17 protein-coding genes are annotated in these 15,644 nt (G+C 72.6%); 6 read left to right on the forward strand and 11 right to left on the reverse strand.

Going from position 1 to position 15,644, the window contains the following annotated elements:
* Nucleotides 1-293 precede the first annotated feature (293 nt).
* Nucleotides 294-512, reverse strand: a complete 219-nt coding sequence (locus DLJ58_RS29515; protein ID WP_091402204.1) for a DUF3072 domain-containing protein — start codon at nt 510-512, stop codon at nt 294-296.
* 104 nt (nt 513-616) lie between these two features.
* On the opposite strand from DLJ58_RS29515, the gene DLJ58_RS29520 reads away from it, so the two are divergent.
* Nucleotides 617-1,555 (forward strand): NAD(P)/FAD-dependent oxidoreductase, encoded by a 939-nt coding sequence (locus DLJ58_RS29520; RefSeq protein ID WP_167493752.1) that lies wholly within the window; start codon nt 617-619, stop codon nt 1,553-1,555.
* A 41-nt stretch (nt 1,556-1,596) separates the two neighbouring features.
* Here the strand turns inward: DLJ58_RS29520 and DLJ58_RS29525 are convergent, their stop codons facing one another.
* From DLJ58_RS29525 to DLJ58_RS29535, 3 genes are all read right to left on the reverse strand, one after another.
* Nucleotides 1,597-2,892, reverse strand: coding sequence for a cation:proton antiporter domain-containing protein (locus tag DLJ58_RS29525; protein ID WP_124861241.1), 1,296 nt, complete (start codon nt 2,890-2,892; stop codon nt 1,597-1,599).
* Nucleotides 2,893-2,999: 107 nt separating this feature from the next.
* Complete coding sequence (locus tag DLJ58_RS29530; RefSeq protein WP_124861243.1) at nt 3,000-3,677, reverse strand: HAD family hydrolase; 678 nt, start codon at nt 3,675-3,677, stop codon at nt 3,000-3,002.
* 25 nt (nt 3,678-3,702) lie between these two features.
* A complete protein-coding gene (locus tag DLJ58_RS29535) occupies nt 3,703-5,847 on the reverse strand; it encodes an ATP-binding SpoIIE family protein phosphatase (RefSeq protein ID WP_124861245.1) in 2,145 nt (714 codons plus the stop codon).
* Between the two features lie 198 nt (nt 5,848-6,045).
* Between DLJ58_RS29535 and DLJ58_RS29540 the strand changes: the two genes are divergently transcribed.
* Complete coding sequence (locus DLJ58_RS29540) at nt 6,046-6,855, forward strand: mechanosensitive ion channel family protein (protein ID WP_124861247.1); 810 nt, start codon at nt 6,046-6,048, stop codon at nt 6,853-6,855.
* A gap of 68 nt (nt 6,856-6,923) precedes the next feature.
* Here the strand turns inward: DLJ58_RS29540 and DLJ58_RS29545 are convergent, their stop codons facing one another.
* On the reverse strand, nt 6,924-7,277 hold the full coding sequence (locus tag DLJ58_RS29545; RefSeq protein ID WP_112583451.1) for a DUF6401 family natural product biosynthesis protein: 354 nt from the start codon (nt 7,275-7,277) through the stop codon (nt 6,924-6,926).
* A 162-nt stretch (nt 7,278-7,439) separates the two neighbouring features.
* On the opposite strand from DLJ58_RS29545, the gene DLJ58_RS29550 reads away from it, so the two are divergent.
* Nucleotides 7,440-7,889, forward strand: coding sequence for a hypothetical protein (locus DLJ58_RS29550; protein ID WP_124861249.1), 450 nt, complete (start codon nt 7,440-7,442; stop codon nt 7,887-7,889).
* Here the strand turns inward: DLJ58_RS29550 and DLJ58_RS29555 are convergent.
* Entirely contained in the window at nt 7,886-8,095 is a 210-nt protein-coding gene (locus DLJ58_RS29555) for a hypothetical protein (RefSeq protein ID WP_091401653.1), read from the reverse strand. The genes DLJ58_RS29550 and DLJ58_RS29555 overlap by 4 nt on opposite strands.
* Before the next feature lie 158 nt (nt 8,096-8,253).
* Here DLJ58_RS29555 and DLJ58_RS29560 point away from each other — a divergent pair, with 158 nt between their 5' ends.
* A complete protein-coding gene (locus DLJ58_RS29560; RefSeq protein ID WP_124861251.1) occupies nt 8,254-9,534 on the forward strand; it encodes an MFS transporter in 1,281 nt (426 codons plus the stop codon).
* On the opposite strand, the gene DLJ58_RS29565 is transcribed toward DLJ58_RS29560, so the two are convergent.
* The 4 genes from DLJ58_RS29565 to DLJ58_RS29580 form a co-directional block, all read right to left on the reverse strand.
* Nucleotides 9,489-9,752: a hypothetical protein gene (locus DLJ58_RS29565; protein WP_124861253.1), complete on the reverse strand. Its 264-nt coding sequence runs from the start codon at nt 9,750-9,752 to the stop codon at nt 9,489-9,491. The genes DLJ58_RS29560 and DLJ58_RS29565 overlap by 46 nt on opposite strands.
* Nucleotides 9,753-9,860: 108 nt before the next feature.
* On the reverse strand, nt 9,861-10,322 hold the full coding sequence (locus DLJ58_RS29570; RefSeq protein WP_124861255.1) for an SRPBCC family protein: 462 nt from the start codon (nt 10,320-10,322) through the stop codon (nt 9,861-9,863).
* Nucleotides 10,323-10,374: 52 nt separating this feature from the next.
* Nucleotides 10,375-10,791 carry a DUF2795 domain-containing protein gene (locus DLJ58_RS29575; protein ID WP_088947320.1) on the reverse strand — a complete coding sequence of 139 codons (417 nt, stop codon included), beginning with the start codon at nt 10,789-10,791 and terminating at the stop codon, nt 10,375-10,377.
* 100 nt (nt 10,792-10,891) lie between these two features.
* Nucleotides 10,892-11,878, reverse strand: a complete 987-nt coding sequence (locus DLJ58_RS29580) for a YihY/virulence factor BrkB family protein (protein WP_124861257.1) — start codon at nt 11,876-11,878, stop codon at nt 10,892-10,894.
* A gap of 176 nt (nt 11,879-12,054) precedes the next feature.
* On the opposite strand from DLJ58_RS29580, the gene DLJ58_RS29585 reads away from it, so the two are divergent.
* On the forward strand, nt 12,055-12,456 hold the full coding sequence (locus DLJ58_RS29585) for a ChaB family protein (protein WP_124861259.1): 402 nt from the start codon (nt 12,055-12,057) through the stop codon (nt 12,454-12,456).
* 70 nt (nt 12,457-12,526) lie between these two features.
* Here the strand turns inward: DLJ58_RS29585 and DLJ58_RS29590 are convergent, their stop codons facing one another.
* Nucleotides 12,527-13,960, reverse strand: coding sequence for an aldehyde dehydrogenase family protein (locus DLJ58_RS29590; RefSeq protein WP_124861261.1), 1,434 nt, complete (start codon nt 13,958-13,960; stop codon nt 12,527-12,529).
* A 72-nt stretch (nt 13,961-14,032) separates the two neighbouring features.
* Between DLJ58_RS29590 and DLJ58_RS29595 the strand changes: the two genes are divergently transcribed.
* The coding region (locus tag DLJ58_RS29595) for a phytoene desaturase family protein (RefSeq protein WP_148098017.1) at nt 14,033-15,644 on the forward strand (1,612 nt) is incomplete at its 3' end.

Below are 15,644 nucleotides of genomic sequence, written 5' to 3' on the forward strand. Positions count from 1 at the left end.
CCTCCTGCGGATCTTGCACTTGCTGTCGTTGTTCTGCGCCTTGCGCGGCTTTTGTCGCGACAGCAAGTGCAAGATCGCATGGACTCCGCGATCTTGCACTTTCTGTCCCGACACAAGGGGCATACCCGCCCAGGCTGACAACAGAAACCGCAAGATCGGCGCGGGCCTCTCGCTCGACACACGTTGATCTACCACAGGTCCCGTTGTCCAACACGGGGCTGGCCGGGCGGCCACAGCCCCAACGCAACGGCGTCGAGGTGCGGGTTGCGGGGTGCGGGGTGCGGGGTGCGAGGTTACTGGCCTCGGCCCGTTTCGGCTTGGAGCTCGTCGATGCGCTTGGACGCCTCGGCCTTGGTCAGGTCGTCCGGGAGGTCGGCGTGGGCTTCCCGGGCCAGTGTGCTCAGGTAGGACTCCTGGGCGGCGGTCGGCGGCTCGTCCCCGGTGACCCACTCGTCCGGGTCCTTGATCGCGGCGTTCTGGTCGGCCTGCTCGGTGCGGCGGTCCGTCATCATCATCACCCTCTCCTTCGAACAGGTGTGCCAGTACCCCGATCATCGGTGGTTCATGCCCGAACGCCGCCACCTACGATCATCGGATGACGGAGGACCGGTCGAGAGTGGTGGTGGTCGGGGCGGGCATCGCCGGGGTGGCCTGTGCGGTCGAGCTGACCCGGGCCGGGGTGCCGGTGCAGGTCCGGGAGCGGGGGCACGTCTGCGGTGGCCGGATGGCCAGCAAACGCTTCCAGGGCCGGCCCGCGGACATCGGCGCCGCCTACTTCACCGCCACCGACCCGGACTTCGCCGCACTGGTCGAACAGTGGCGCGCCGCCGGGCTGGTCCGCGAATGGACCGACACCTTCCAGGCGTACGACCGGAGTGGCAACCACGAGGTGCCCGGGCCGATGCGCTTCGCCGCCCCCGGTGGGCTGCGCTCGTTGGTCGAGCACCTGGCCGGCGAGGTACCGGTGACCGTCGACCGGCTGGTGCTCACCGTGGAACCCGGCCCGGTCGTCGACGGGCAGCCGTGTGCGGCGGTCGCCCTGGCCATGCCGGGTCCGCAGGCCGCCCTGCTGCTCGACCCGGCCCTGACCGACGCCACCCGGGTCGTACAGGCGCAACGCTGGTCGCCGTCGATGGCCGCGGTGCTGCGCTTCCCGACCCGGCGCTGGCCGGACTTCCGGGGTGCGTTCGTCAACGAGCATCCGGTCCTCAACCTCGTCTGCGACGACGGTGACCGGCGCGGTGACGGTGCGCCGGTGCTGGTCGCGCACACCGTGCCGGAGTTCGCGGCCGGGCACCTGGCCCAACCCACCGGGGCCGGCCCGGCGATCGAGCAGGCCGTCCGGGACCTGCTCGGGCTGCCCGAGCAGGCCGTCGACGTGCACGTGCACCGCTGGACGTACGCGAAGCCGACCAGCGGTGCCGGCGGCGCCACCCACCACCTCGACGCCGACGGAATCGGCCTGGCCGGCGACGCGTTCGGCAAGCCCCGGGTGCAGAGCGCCTGGCGCTCAGGCCGGGACCTGGGCCGTGCGCTGGCCGCCCGCCTGGCCTGAGCCACTGCTCAGGGGTGTTCGGGTGGCCGGAGCCCACCCGATCAGGCGTGTCCGGCTGCCGCGACGGGGCGAGCGTCGGCGTCCCGCTCGGCCGGGTCGGAGGTCCGCTCTCCCTCCCGGTCCAGCAGTTGCATGACCGGGGTCGCCGCGACGCCGTGCACCACGACGGAGACGAGCACCACCAGCCCGACGGTCGCCCAGAGCAGCTCGGCCTGCGGAAAGTCGGCCTTGGTCGTGGCGTACGCGAGGTAGTAGAACGAGCCGACGCCGCGGATGCCGAACAACGAGATGACCCAGTGCTCGGCCGGCCGTCCGGGAGCGCCGCGCAACGACAACCAGCCGATCAGCGGCCGCACCAGGAACACCAGCGCCAGCCCGACGGCGGCCGCCGGCCAGGTCAGCGGGCCCAGCAGACCACCCACGATCGCGCCGCCGAGCAGCAGCAACAGCACCAGGGTGAGCAGCCGTTCGACCTGCTCGGCGAAGTCGTGCAGCACCGAGTGGAACTCGTGGGTCCGCTCGGCGGCCCGAATGGCCCGTGCGGCAACGAACACCGCCAGGAAGCCGTACCCGCCGACCACCTCCACCAGCCCGTACGCCAGGAACGTGGCGGCCAGCGCCAGGAATCCCTCGGCGTGGCGGGCCAACCGCAGCTCACTGGGAGCGCGGAAGAACAGCTTGCCGAGCAGCCAGCCGATGAGCAGGCCACCGCCGACGCCGATGCTGATCTTCCAGAGCACGTCCACTGTGAACCACTCGGCCAACCAGTCGCTCGGGGCGAGGCTGGTCGAGGCGATGGCGATGGCCGCGTAGACGAACGGGAACGCCAGCCCGTCGTTCAGGCCGGCCTCGGAGGTCAGCGCGAAGCGGACCTCGTCCTCGGAATCCTCCGCGTCGGTCGGTTCGCCGACCTGCACGTCGGCGGCGAGCACCGGGTCGGTGGGCGCCAGCGCGGCGCCCAACAACAGCGCGGCGGCCGGCACCAGCCCCGCCCACCACCAGCCGAGCAGGGCCACCGCCGCGATGCACAGGGGCATCGCGATCGCCAGCAGCCGCCAGGTGGACGACCACCGCCGCCAGCTCAACGGCCGGTCGATCTTCAGCCCGGCGCCCATCAGCGCGACGATCACGCCGATCTCGGTGAGGTGGGTGGTCAGCTCCGGGTGGGCCAGGGGGTCCGGTGACGGCAGCCCGACCGGCAGCAGGAACACCAGCATGCCGAGGGCGAGGAAGGCGATCGGCATGGACAGTGGGCGCCGCTCCAGCACCCGCGGCAGGATGCCCGCGAGCAGGGCGCCCAGGCCCACCAGTGCGAACGCCACATCTACCGGCTCCACGGCACCACCCTTCTGCCCGCACCCGCGAGGCGCGGGCAGGTGGTGACAGTCCTTGCCCCGCAAGGGGTCCGGCTATGCGCGTAGGCGCCGGTGGACCCGAATGATCCTCATCGGAGCCGGGTGAGCGGTGAGTCCGCGAACTCGTGCAACAGCGCGGCCGGGTCGTCGTACACCGCTACGGCACCCGCGCCGGCGAGCTCGCCGCGACTGGTGCCACCGCAGGTGAGGCCCACACACGGGATGTTCAACTTCCCGGCCGCGACGACGTCCCACACCGAGTCGCCGACGAAGACCACCCGCTCGGCGGCCAACCCGGACTGCTCCAACGCGGCGACCAGGATGTCCGGTGCCGGCTTGCTCTGCTGGGCGTCCTCTGAGGAGGTGACCGTGTCGATCACGTCTTCGGCGGCCAGCGCCCGACGAAGCGCGCCCACCTCGGGTTCCGAGGCGGAGGTGGCCAGCACGACCCGCAACCCCCGCTCGGCGCAGGCCCGCAACAGGTCGGCGGCCCGGGGTAGTGGCGTGAGCCGTTCCCAGTACTCGGCGTAGAGGGTGTCGTGCGCGTCGCGCAGCTTCGAGTCGGCGTCGCGGTCCCGCTCCGGCCCGAGGAGGTGGTCCAGGAGTTTGTCCGACCCCATCCCGATCGAGCGGTGCACCACCGCCATCGGCACCGGCTGATCGGTCTGGCGTAACGCCTCCCACCAGCTCACGGTGTGCAGATAGGTGGTGTCGACCAGGGTGCCGTCGACATCGAAGAGGACCCCGGCGGGCCGGTCGGTTGCCATCGGCGTCCTCCTACTCTCGGGCGGCTCAGGGATGCGCGGCCAGCGGCGTGAGGATCTCGAACCAGACGGTGGAGCCCCGGACCGACGGGTCGGTGCCCCAGGCGTCGCTGAGTTCCTCGATCAGGCCGAGGCCGCGCCCGCGACTGCTCAACGTGTCGGTACGGGCCCGGGTCACGGTGCCCCGCGTGCCGGAATCCGCGACCGAGACGAGCAGCCGCTCGGCGCTGAGGTCGATCTCCACCCGTGCGGCCGTGCCGGCGTGCAGCAACGCGTTGGTGGTCAGCTCGCTGGTGCAGAGCACCGCCGCCCCGATCACCGACTCGGGCACCTGCCACTCGGTGAGCTGACCGGTCAGCCAATGCCGGACCCGGCTGGGCGCGGTCGGCTCGGCGGGCACCTCCATGCTCGCCGAACGACTCGGTTTGAGCGCGTGCTCGACCGCCAGCACGGCCACGTCGTCCTCCGTGCCGCCCGGGACCGCCGCGGTGGCCACCGCGCAGAGCGCACGGGGGTCGCCGCTGCCGGCCTTGGCGACGGCGTCGCTCAGGGTGGCCAGCCCGGCGCTGAGGCTCTGCCGGCGACGCTCCACCACACCGTCGCTGAACAGCAGCAGGGTGTCGCCGGGGCGGAACGGGACGGTAGTGGTGCCGGGCCGGCCGCCCAACCCCAGTGGCGGCCCGGCCGGGACGTCGACGTACTCGGCGTGGAACCGGCCATCCGGGTCACCGCGGCGGATCAACGGCGCGGGGTGACCGGCGCTGGACAGGGTCAGCTCCCGGCGCTCCGCGTCGATCACCCCGAACGCCACGGTGACGAACAGCTCGTGGGTGCCGGCCTCCGCGCCGAGGCTGGTCACCAGCCGGTCCAGGCCGGCCAGGACAGCGTCGGGCGTCGGGTCGGCCAGGGCCAGGGCCAGGGCGCGCAGCGCGGCCCGGACCTGCCCCATCCGCGCGGCGGCCTGCACGTCGTGCCCGGCGACATCGCCCAGCACCACGCCGAGCGAGCCGTTGGGCAGCAGGAACGCGTCGTAGAAGTCACCGCCGGCCGCGTTGCCGTCCACGCCCGGGTCGTAGCGGGCCGCGATCCGCAACCGGGGTAGATCCGGCAGGTGCTCCGGCAACATGCTGCGCTGCAACAGTTGGGCCGTGCCGTGCTGGGTCTCGAACCGGCGGGCCCGCTCGGCGGCCTGGCCGATCAGCTCGGCCGAGGCGGCAAGCAGCGCCCGTTCGGCGGGGGACCAGGTGTGCGGAACCTGGTAGCCGACCGCCAGCCCACCGCGGACCACCGAGGTGCCCAGCGGCAGGGCCGCCATCGCGCGGACCTTCTGGTCGTGGCGGTCCACGGCGGTGTCCCGCAGCGGCTGCCCGTCGCGGGTGAACGACGGGGCTCCGGAGCGGGCCGCCTGCACCACCGGGGCCGACCAGTCCGCCGGCGCGCGCCGCCAGAGCGGGGGAAGCCTCTCGTCGGCCTCGTCCAACAACTCGCCACGGACCCGGCGCACCATGCGCCAGCCGCCGCCGCCCTCGTCGACAGCGAACGAGGCCTGGTCGGGGTCGAACGTGGTGATCGCGTACCGCAGCGCCACCCGGGCCACGTCGTCGAGAGTGAGGGTGCCGGCGAGCGCCGCGGCCACCTCGCTGAGGCTCTGCAACTGCTCGGTGACGTGGGTGGTCTCGGCCGCGACCGTCAACACGCCGACGATCTGGCCGGCGCTGTCGCGCACCGGTGAGTAGCCCCGGGTGAAGACCGCCTGCTCCACCGTCGCGGAGTGCCCACGGACCAGCGGCAGGGTGGACTCCTTCTCCAGGAAGGGCTCGCCCTGCCGGTAGCAGCGCTCGATGACCGCACCGACGCCAGGCAGCGCCCAGATCTCCGCGAACACCTCGGAGGCCGGACGACCGAGTGCGCTCGGGTGCTTGGTGCCCAGCAGTTCGGCGTAGCCGGCGTTGTAGAGCAGGACGAGGTCGTCGCCGTACGCCAGGGCCATCGGCATCGGCGAGGCGAGGACCAGCTCCACCACGGCCTGGAGGGCGACGTCCCAGTCGTCGGCCGGGCCCAGCGGCGTGTTGGCCCAGTCGTGGGCGAGCACGCCGACGGCCGGGCCGGACCCGGTGGGTGCGCCCGGGCCTGGAGTTGCTGGCGTGGGGACCCGCCTGACCGTTCCTGGCATGTTCGCAGCCTAGTCGGCCGACCGGGAAAGGCATCCGACCATGGCGGCGGGCCGTGGCCGCGTCCGTCGCGGCGGCCGTTCGGGCAGTTCAGGGCCCCTGTCCGGGGGTCTGTCGGGAAAAACGCCGCGCGCTGCGCGGAGTGCCGGACCGGTTGCCGGGTATGCGCCCGGCGCAGTCCATGCGACAGGAGGGACATCATGCTGAAAACCCTCGCGGTCCGGCAGGCCGACATCGGCGATGCCATCGCCGACACCTGGAGGTCGGTGCTGCTCTTCATCCCGAAGGCAGTGGCCTTCATCGTCATCCTCGTGGTCGGCTGGCTCATCGCCAGAGCCGTCCTCAAGATCGTGGATACGGTGCTGGAACGGGTGCGTTTCGACCAGGCGGTCGAACGCGGTGGCATCAAACGGGCCCTGGAGAGAACGAAGTACGACGCCAGCGACATTCTGGCCAGACTGGCGTACTACGCCGTACTGCTGTTCACGCTGCAGTTCGCCTTCGGAGTCTGGGGGCCCAACGCGATCAGTGACCTGATCAGCGGCGTGGTGTCCTGGCTGCCGCGCGCGTTCATCGCGATCGTCATCGTGGTGGTGGCGGCCGCGATCGCCAACGCTGTCCGGGATCTGGTCACCGGGGCGCTGGGAGGGCTCTCGTACGGCAAGGTCCTGGCCGACCTGACGGCGATCTTCATCATCGCGCTCGGTGTGATCGCCGCCCTGAACCAGGTGGGTATCGCCACCACAGTGACCACCCCGGTGCTGATCGCGGTGCTCGCCACGGTGGCCGGCATCCTGATCGTCGGCGTCGGCGGTGGTCTCGTGAAGCCGATGCAGAGACGCTGGGACGGCTGGCTGGACCGGGCGGCCCAGGAGGCTCGGGCGGTGCAGCAGCAACGTCAGGCCGCGTCGGCCGGGCGTAGCGACGTGGAGCGGCAGATGGCCGACCGCGGGGGTGACCGCACCCAGGCCATGCCTCGGGTGGACGAAACCCAGCAGTACCGCTCGTAGCGGGGCGGAACGGGCACGACGGGTGGGAGGGCGCTTCGCGTACGACGCGGGGTGCCCTCCCTCGCGTGTCAGTGCCGGTCGAGTGCGCGAGCCAGCGCGCAGACCGCGACCAGCCGGGTGAGCAGCCACTCCGGGTGGCTCCAGTCCACCGGCCCGCTGGGCGGCGTCCACCCGTGCTCCAGGGCGGCGGCGCGCACCCCCTCCGCGTAGCCGGCGAGTGCCGCGGAGGTGAGCGGGGTGCGGTCCCCGTCGAGGCTGTCCCGGACGGCCGCCGCATGTTGGTCGACGAGGGCCAGCAGCCCCGGTCGCGCGGCCGCGGCGGCGAGTCCGACAGTGCCCACGGAGACGGTGAGGGCGGCCAGGGTGGACCGCGCCGAGTCGACGGCGGTACGGGAGGCGACCCGGTTGAACGGCACACGCATGGTGACCGAGGCTAACCGACCAGTGACAGTGTCGGCCTCGTCCGCTCGGCGGATGTCGGCTGCGCCACTGGGGCGGTCGCCGCTGACCTGGGGGATTGATCCGGCACAGACGGGGCAGCAGGAGAACACCCACGGATGACGGCACCCGGCACGGAGGCACGGATGGGACAGCAGGTGGACGGACCCGACGAGCGGCACCGGCGGCCGGACGGCGTCAGCGACGCGACGGTCGCGGCGCTCGGCAAGCTCAGCGAGGCGCTGGAGTGTGTGGAGCGGGCCCGGGGGCACCTCTACTCGGTGCACCAGTTGATCGGCCATGCCGACCTGATGCTCGACGACGCGGTGGAGCAGTTTCGCGCCGCCGGGCATCCGCATCTCGCCGACCGGATAGCCACGGAGCTGCGCGGCCGCAACGTCATCGCCGGACGGTGGACGTTCCAGATCGTCGAGGACTTCGACGACGGTTACCACGCGCTGTTCCGGGAGTTGGACCAGCAGGCCCGCGACGAGTTGGTGGGTGGGCGGCGCCACCTCTACGAGGCGGAGATGAAGGAACGCCGCCGTAGCCGGGGCCGACCGGGCCACGAGGCCCGGCCGGGCGGCGGAGGCTAGTCGCTTGTCGCGTTGGCCGGGCGACGACGTGCCGCGTCGTCAGCGATGATCACGGTGGCCACCATCAGCGCGACGCAGAGGCTGAACAGCCACGACTCGTCGGCGACGAGCCAGGCGGACACGGGCGCCTGGAGCGCGGCGAGCAGGAAGCCGAGCCAGGCGAGCCGGCGCTGACGCGTGGAGAGGATTCCGGAGCCTTGATGCATCCCGAAATTCTTACGCGAACCAGCCGGCTTGCCGTCCTCCGATCGGCCGATTCTGGATGAGCTGTCCGCTTTCTCGACCGTACGGACACGACTTCTTTGCCTCGCGGGCAATCGGGTGCCGACGGCGCTAGGGTGCCCCTGCGGCAGGATGGTGACTCGTGTCCACCCTGCCCGCGCGCCCCCGCGCCGCACTGCTCCTGCTCGCGTACCTCGCGTTCGTCAGTCTCGGCCTGCCCGACGGCCTGCTCGGCGTCGGCTGGCCCTCGATCCGGGGCGACTTCGACGTGCCGACCGAGGCGGTCGGGTGGGTGCTCACCGCCGGCACCGTCGGCTACCTCACCTCCAGCGTGCTGGCCGGCTTCACGCTGGCCCGGGTCGGCGTGGGCGCCCTGCTCGCGGGCAGCACCCTGCTGGCCAGCCTGGCGCTGACCGGCTACTCGGTGAGCCCCGTGCTGGCGGTGCTGGTGGGCTGTGCGCTGCTGCTCGGGCTCGGCTCCGGTGCGGTCGACTCCGGGCTCAACGCGTACGCCGCCGGGGCCTTCGGGCCCCGCCACATGAACTGGTTGCACGCCTTCTTCGGCCTCGGCGTGGCCATCGGTCCACTGATCATGACCGCGGTGCTGAGCGCCGGCCTCGCCTGGCGTTGGGGGTACGGCATCGTGGCCGCCGCCCAACTCGTCCTCGCCGTCGCGTTCGCGCTCACCGTGCGGGCCTGGCAGCGTGGCGTTCCAGCCAGCACCGAGGCGGGTGACGCCATCCAGGCGCCGATCGTCCGGGTGCCGGTTCGGGAAACGCTGCGGCTGCCGGCGGTCTGGTCGGGGACGCTTGCCTTCGTGCTGTACGTGGCGATCGAGGTGTCCGCTGGGCTGTGGGCGTTCCTGCTGCTGACCGAGGGGCGCGGGCTCAGCGCCGCGGTGGCCGGCGGCTGCGTCTCCGCGTACTGGGGCAGCCTCTTCGTCGGCCGGATCGTGCAGGGTCTGGTGGCCGAGCGCCTGGGGGCGGGGCTGGTGCTGCGCGTCAGCCTCGCCGGGATGGCCGTCGGCGCGGCGCTGATCGCCGTGCCCGGGCCGGCCCTCCTGGCGGTGCTCGGCCTGGTCGTTGTCGGTTTCGCCGCCGCGCCGGTGTTTCCGCTGCTCACCCTCACCACCGCCGAGCGGGTCGGAGCGGCGCACGCGGACCGCGCCATCGGCCTCCAGATCGGCGCCGCGGGCATCGGCGCGGCGCTCGTCCCGGCCGGGCTGGGCGTGCTGATCGGCAACACCTCGGTGCAGGTGCTGGGGTCGGCCCTGCTGGTGCTCGCGCTGGCGCTGATCGCGCTCTACGAGTGGGGCGCCCGTCGCTCGACCGGCCGGCCCACCGGTCAGCCAGCGCCTACTCAGCCCGGCGGGGAGGGTCAGCCCGCGTCCGGGCCGGTCCGTCCGGTGGTGGACGGGCGGTAGCGGCGCTCCGGATCGGTGTCCTCCCGGCTGTTGCCCTGGGCCTGCCCCTTACGGTCGTCCGCTGCCGGCCCGTGGCCGAACGTCGCCTCTTCCCCCGCGTCGTTGCCGGTCACGTCGTCGGCCTGCCCGTCGAGGGTGGAGCCGGCCACGGCCTGCTCCAGCTCTTCCAACGGAAGCCGTTCCTCGTCCCGCCACACCCTGATGTTGTCGTCGGTCATGTCTTCAGCGGTACCCGGGCGCGATGATCGCAAACGGTGGCGTGCGACAAGGCTCGAACACGGCGATGGCCGCCAGGATTCTGGCGGCCATCGGTGTCACTGCTCAGGTCACGGCTGCGGACGGTCCACCGACCCGCGCCAGGCGCCGGTCTCCTGACCGCGTCGCTCGATGAAGGTCTTGAACCGCTCCAGGTCGCCCTTGGCGCGCCGGTCGACGATGCCGAGCTTGTCACCGGCCTGCTCGACCACCCCGTGCGGCTCGAACTCGAGCTGCAGGGTGACGCGGGTCTTGTCCTGGTCGAGTCGGTGGAAGGTCACCACGCCGGCCTGCTGGGTGCCGCCGGTGGAGCGCCAGGCGACGCGCTCGTCGGGCAGCTGCTCGGTGATCTCGGCGTCGAACTCGCGCTTCACCCCGGCGATGTCCACCGTCCAGTGGGTCATCGTGTCGGAGAGCTGCCGGACCTCCTGCACACCCTCCATGAACTCGGGGAACTCCTCGAACTGCGTCCACTGGTCGTACGCGGTGCGTACGGGTACGGACACGTCAACATGTTCGGTAACGCCACTCATCGGGGAACCTCCTTCAGTCGCCGGTGGATTGCCGGATCGGGGGCGATCCTGATCACCAGCGAGTTGTCTCGTTCTTGTTGCCCAGCGCGGCCCACACCTCGGAGACCGTCTGGTAGACGGTGCCCTCGGGCAGCCGTTCCAGCGCCGCCACGATGTCGTCCGGCGCCTCGTTCTCACGGGCGCTGGCAATGAGCACCAGACGGTCGCCCGGCAGTGCGCTCATCGAGATGAACCGGCCGAGCCGGCTGCGCTGCTCGACGTCCGTGGAGCTCATGCCCTGCGGGGTGCCGGTGCGCAGGTCGCCGGCCGGGGCGGTGGTCGTCTCCGGCTGATCCTCGCCAGCCGGTTCCGGCACCCGCGACTCGTCGACGCGAGAGCCACCGGTCCCCGGCCCCTGTACGAGGCCGCTGACCTCCTGACTCATCTGTTCGTCGATCCTCGGTCCGTGCTTGCTGTTGCCACGCTCCATGCCTTCTGCGCTACCCGGCACCCCGCTCGGTAAACCGGCACCGGGCCACGAACCGGCCCCCGGCCCGGCGGCGAACCGGACACCACGGCCGAACGGGAGCTCACTCGTCGGCAGGCTTGCGAGGCGGCAGCACCGGCTCGTCCGGGTCCGGGTCGCCGGCCTGCAACTGCCGTCCGCGCTGCACCTCGGAGTTGATCTGCACACCCAGCATCAGCGCCGAGTTGGACAGGTAGAGCCAGACCAGGAACGCGATGGCTGCTCCGAGACTGCCGTAGGTGGTGTTGTACGAGCCGAAGTTGGCCACGTAGAGGCCGAAGCCGAAGGAGGCCGCCGCCCAGGAGATCAGGGCCACCGCGCCGCCCGGGGTGAGCCAGCGGAACCGCGGCTGACGCACGTTCGGCGCGATCCAGAACAGCAGGGACAGCAGCACCATCATGATCATGGCGAGGACCGGCCACTTCGCCACGCTCCACGTCGTGCGGGCCAGGCCGCCGGCGTTGATCAGGTCGCCGACCGCATCGGTGACCGGCCCACTGACGATCAGGCCGAGGGCGACCACCGCGAGCAGCACCAGCGTGATCGCCGCCAGGCCGATCTGTAGCGGTCGAAGCCTCCAGACGGGGCGGCCCTCGGTCACCCCGTAGACGGCGTTCGAGGCCCGGGTGAACGCGCCGATGAAACCCGACGCGGACCAGAGCGCGCCGAGCAGGCCGAAGCTCAGCAGCAGCTTGGGGTTGCTCTGCTCCAGCACCACGGAACGAATCACCTTCAGCACGCCGCCCTCGTCGTCGCTGAGCACCGCCCCGGCACCGACCTGGTTGGCCAGGTCGACCACAGTGTCAAGGGTCCGCTCCCCGTCGGAGACCAGGCCGACCAGCGCCACCACCACGATGGCGGACGGAAAGAGCGCCAGCACCCCGTAGTAGGTCAGCGCGGCCGCCCAGTCGGAGCAGTTGTCGTTGACGAAGTTCTGCACGCTGCGGACCAGCACCCCGCGCCAGGTCCGCCAGCTCAACTGCCGCATCCGCCGGGGCACTCCGGTGCCCGGTGTGCCGTCGAGCGTCGTACCCGGCTCCGTGGTCGTCATGCCCGCTCCCTGCGCCCCGGCCGCCGGATGACCGGTCGTCCGGTCTGGCCTGGCTCGGCGGTACCCGGGCGGTGAAATCGACAAACCCACCCGGTACCCGGCCGGCGTCGCTAGGGTTTGCCGCCCGGTCACCGGGGAACGGTCACAGTGACCCTGTCGACACGGAGGAGGACGAGATGCCTGGGCGCGAAGACCTGCCCAGCACGCTGCGACGCTCCCCGGAGAAGGCGCAGCGCACCTGGGAGAAGACGCACGACTCGGCGGTTGAGACCTACGGCGAGGGGGAGCGGTCGCACCGCACCGCCTTCGCCGCCGTGAAGCATGAATTCGAGAAGGTGGGCGACCACTGGGAGCCGAAGGGCCGCAAGGGTCCCAGCGACCAGCAGGCCGCCGGTGGCGGGCCGGAGCGGCGGGCCCCCACAGCCGGTGGCGTGGACGCCAACGCCACCAAGGACCACCTGATGTCGGTGGCCCGCAAACTCGACGTGCCCGGGCGGTCCAGCATGACCAAACCGGAACTGGTCACGGCCATCGAGAAGGCCAACGACCGCGCCACCCGCAAGGCCCGCGGCAACTGACCGCGGCCGCACCGGAGCACGACCGACGCGGTACGGGCGGACGCGCCACCCCTGCGTCCGCCCGTACCGTTCACCAGTGCCCGCCGCCCGGCGCCTCGATGTGCACCGCCTTCGTCGCGGTGAACTCGTCCAGCAACTCCGGGCCGTACCCGAAGCCCTGCCCGCTGGCCCGGCGCGGATGCGCGGCACCCCCCGGCGCACCCCCGAACACCGCGTTGACCTTGACCGTGCCCACGGGCAGCTCCCGCCACGCCCGCTGCGCGTGACTCATCGACGGGGTCAACACAGTGGCGGCCAGCCCGTACGGGGAGTCCGCCGCGCAGCGCAGCGCCTCGTCGAACGAGTCGACGACCACCACCGGGGCGACCGGCCCGAAGGTCTCCTCCCGGACCAGCGGCATGTCGTGGCGGCAGTCGGTGAGGACGGTGGCCGGGTAGAACGCCCCCGGCCCGTCCGGCACCTCGCCGCCCACCCGCACCCGTGCGCCGTCCGCCACCGCGACCGCCACCTGCCCGTGCACGTGGTCCCGGTGCCGCCGGTCGACCAGCGGGCCCAGCTCGGTGCCCGGATCCCGGCCCGGTCCGACCCGCAGCGCTCCGGCGCGTCGTACCAGCGCGGCCACGAAGTCGTCGGCCACCTCCCGGTGCACGTAGAGCCGCTCCACCGCCACGCAGATCTGCCCGGCGTTGGCGAACGCGCCGAGCGCGGCCTGCTCAGCCGCCCACTCCGGGTCGACGCCCGCGTCCACGATCAACGGGTCACTGCCGCCGTTTTCCAGGAGCACCTTCGCGCCGGTGCGGGCCGCCGCGGCGGCGATCGCCCGCCCGGTCGCGGTGGACCCCACGTGGGCCACCACGTCGACGTCCTGCGCCGCCAGTGCCGCACCCACCTCCGGGCCGCCGGTGAGCAGTGACAACACCCCGGCCGGCAGTGCCTGGTCCAGTGCTCGGGCCAGCAGCCAACCCGTCGCCGGTGTCCGTTCGCTCGGCTTGTAGAGCACCACGTTCCCGGTCACCAGGGCCGCGCCGAGTAGTCCACAGGAGACCGCCACCGGGTCGTTCCACGGGGTGATCGCCGCGACCACCCCGCGCGGCTGCGGGGTCAGGAAGTCCAGCGCGTCGGTTTCGCCGTTCAGCGTGCGCCCGCCGCGCAGGGGTGCCAGTTCCGCATACTGTCGCAGGGTGCCGATCCCCGCCTCGACGCCGCCGCGGGCGTCCGCCAACGGTTTGCCCATCTCCGCGGTGACCGCCGCCGCCAGCTCCTCGATGACCGCCTCCACCGCGTCCGCGGCCCGGTGCAGCGCAGCCGCCCGTTCCGCCGGCGCGGTCGCCGCCCACTGGGACGCTGCGTTGCGGGCCGCCTGGGCCGCCTTGCCCACCTCGTCGGCCGTGGCCACCGGCACCGTGCTCACCGGCGCGTCGTCCGCCGGGTCACGCACGACCAGTTCGCCGCCGTCGCCGCCCGCACCCCACACCCCGCCCACCAGCTGCGCAACCGTGTACATGCGGTGCCGGATGCCCGGGCCCCGGCGAGGCAAACGCGTTTCGCCCGGTTGCGCGCCGGGTAGCCGGATCCGATGACAACCACCGCCGCGCAGAGCGCGGACGCCGTCATCGTCGGCGCCGGGCACAACGGCCTGGTCGCGGCCAACCTGCTGGCCGACGCCGGCTGGGACGTGGTGGTGCTGGAGGCGACCGCGGTGCCCGGCGGCGCGGTCCGCTCCGCCGAGGTCACCGCACCCGGCTACCTCAGCGACCTCTACAGCTCGTTCTACCCCCTCGGGTACGCCTCACCGGTGCTGGGCGGCCTGGACCTGGGTCGACACGGGCTGTCCTGGCGGCACTCGCCGGACGTGCTGGCGCACCTGCTGCCGGACGGTCGAGCCGCGGTGATCAACCGGGACCCGGACGTCACGGCAGCGTCGCTGGAGCAGTTCGCCCCCGGGGACGGGAAGCGCTGGCTCAACGCGTACACCGACTGGCTCGACGTGGCCGAGCCGATGCTGGAGGCGATCACCTCGCCGTTCCCTCCGGTACGCGGCGGGCTGGGCCTCCTGCGTCGATTGCGCGTCGCCGGCGCGCTGCGACTCGCACGCCGGCTCGTCGTACCGGTCCGCAAACTTGGCGACGAACTCTTCGACGGTCCCGGCGGGCCGGCCCTGCTGGCCGGCTGTGCCCTGCACACCGACCTCTCCCCGGAGGAGGCCGGCTCCGGGGTGTACGGCTGGCTGCTGGCCATGCTCGGCCAGCAGGTCGGCTGGCCGGTGCCCGACGGCGGCGCGCAGCAGATCACCAACGCGCTGGTGGATCGGCTACAGGGGCTCGGCGGGACGATCATCTACGGTGCCCGGGCCGATCGGGTGCTCACCGCCCGGGGCCGGGCGATGGGGGTCCGAACCGTCGGCGGCGCGCTGTGGCGGGCCCGGCGGGCCGTGCTCGCCGACGTGCCGGCGCCGGCGCTCTTCCTCGACCTGGTCGGCGCGGCAGCACTGCCCTCCCGGCTGGTGGAGGACCTGGCGCACTTCCGGTGGGACGGCTCCACGCTGAAGGTGGACTGGGCGCTCTCCGCGCCGGTGCCCTGGACGAACCGGCAGCTGGCCGGCGCCGGCACCGTGCACCTCGGCGCTGACCTGAACGGGCTCACCCACTACGCCAGCGAGTTGGCCCGTGGCGAGCTGCCCCGCGACCCGTTCCTGCTGGTCGGGCAGATGTCGGTGGCGGACCCGAGCCACTCCCCGCCGGGCACCGAGTCGCTCTGGTCGTACACCCATCTGCCGTTCCGGCGGGACTGGCGGGCCGAGGAGGTCGCCGGGCACGTGCAGCGGATGGAGGACGTGCTGGAGGCGGCGGCCCCGGGTTTCCGGAGCCTGATCGTGGGCCGACACGTGGCCGGGCCGGCCGACCTGGAGAAGGGCAATCCGAGCCTTGTCGGTGGGACGCTCGGCGGCGGGACCGCCGCCGCGTACCAGCAGCTCTTCCTGCGACCGATCCCTGGCCTGGGCCGGGCGGACACCCCGGTGGACCGGCTCTTCCTGGCGAGCGCGTCGGCGCACCCCGGCGGCGGTGTGCACGGCGCACCGGGCGCGAACGCGGCCCGCGCCGCGCTGGCCCGCGACCGCGCGCTCACCGGCCGCGCCTACGCCGCAGCCATCTCCACCGCCCACCGCGCCATCTACCCCAACTACCGTC

This window comes from Micromonospora arida (genome assembly GCF_003857035.1).
GTDB classification, from domain to species: Bacteria; Actinomycetota; Actinomycetes; order Mycobacteriales; family Micromonosporaceae; genus Micromonospora; species Micromonospora arida.

Excerpts from the sequence above, each read along its gene's own strand:
- DLJ58_RS29515 (WP_091402204.1), bottom strand. The coding sequence starts at position 512 with ATGATGACGGACCGCCGCACCGAGCAGGCCGACCAGAACGCCGCGATC.
- DLJ58_RS29530 (WP_124861243.1), bottom strand. The coding sequence starts at position 3,677 with ATGGCAACCGACCGGCCCGCCGGGGTCCTCTTCGATGTCGACGGCACC.
- DLJ58_RS29535 (WP_124861245.1), bottom strand. The coding sequence starts at position 5,847 with ATGCCAGGAACGGTCAGGCGGGTCCCCACGCCAGCAACTCCAGGCCCG.
- DLJ58_RS29540 (WP_124861247.1), top strand. The coding sequence starts at position 6,046 with ATGCTGAAAACCCTCGCGGTCCGGCAGGCCGACATCGGCGATGCCATC.
- DLJ58_RS29545 (WP_112583451.1), bottom strand. The coding sequence starts at position 7,277 with ATGCGTGTGCCGTTCAACCGGGTCGCCTCCCGTACCGCCGTCGACTCG.
- DLJ58_RS29550 (WP_124861249.1), top strand. The coding sequence starts at position 7,440 with ATGGGACAGCAGGTGGACGGACCCGACGAGCGGCACCGGCGGCCGGAC.
- DLJ58_RS29555 (WP_091401653.1), bottom strand. The coding sequence starts at position 8,095 with ATGCATCAAGGCTCCGGAATCCTCTCCACGCGTCAGCGCCGGCTCGCC.
- DLJ58_RS29565 (WP_124861253.1), bottom strand. The coding sequence starts at position 9,752 with ATGACCGACGACAACATCAGGGTGTGGCGGGACGAGGAACGGCTTCCG.
- DLJ58_RS29570 (WP_124861255.1), bottom strand. The coding sequence starts at position 10,322 with ATGAGTGGCGTTACCGAACATGTTGACGTGTCCGTACCCGTACGCACC.
- DLJ58_RS29575 (WP_088947320.1), bottom strand. The coding sequence starts at position 10,791 with ATGGAGCGTGGCAACAGCAAGCACGGACCGAGGATCGACGAACAGATG.
- DLJ58_RS29580 (WP_124861257.1), bottom strand. The coding sequence starts at position 11,878 with ATGACGACCACGGAGCCGGGTACGACGCTCGACGGCACACCGGGCACC.
- DLJ58_RS29585 (WP_124861259.1), top strand. The coding sequence starts at position 12,055 with ATGCCTGGGCGCGAAGACCTGCCCAGCACGCTGCGACGCTCCCCGGAG.
- DLJ58_RS29590 (WP_124861261.1), bottom strand. The coding sequence starts at position 13,960 with ATGTACACGGTTGCGCAGCTGGTGGGCGGGGTGTGGGGTGCGGGCGGC.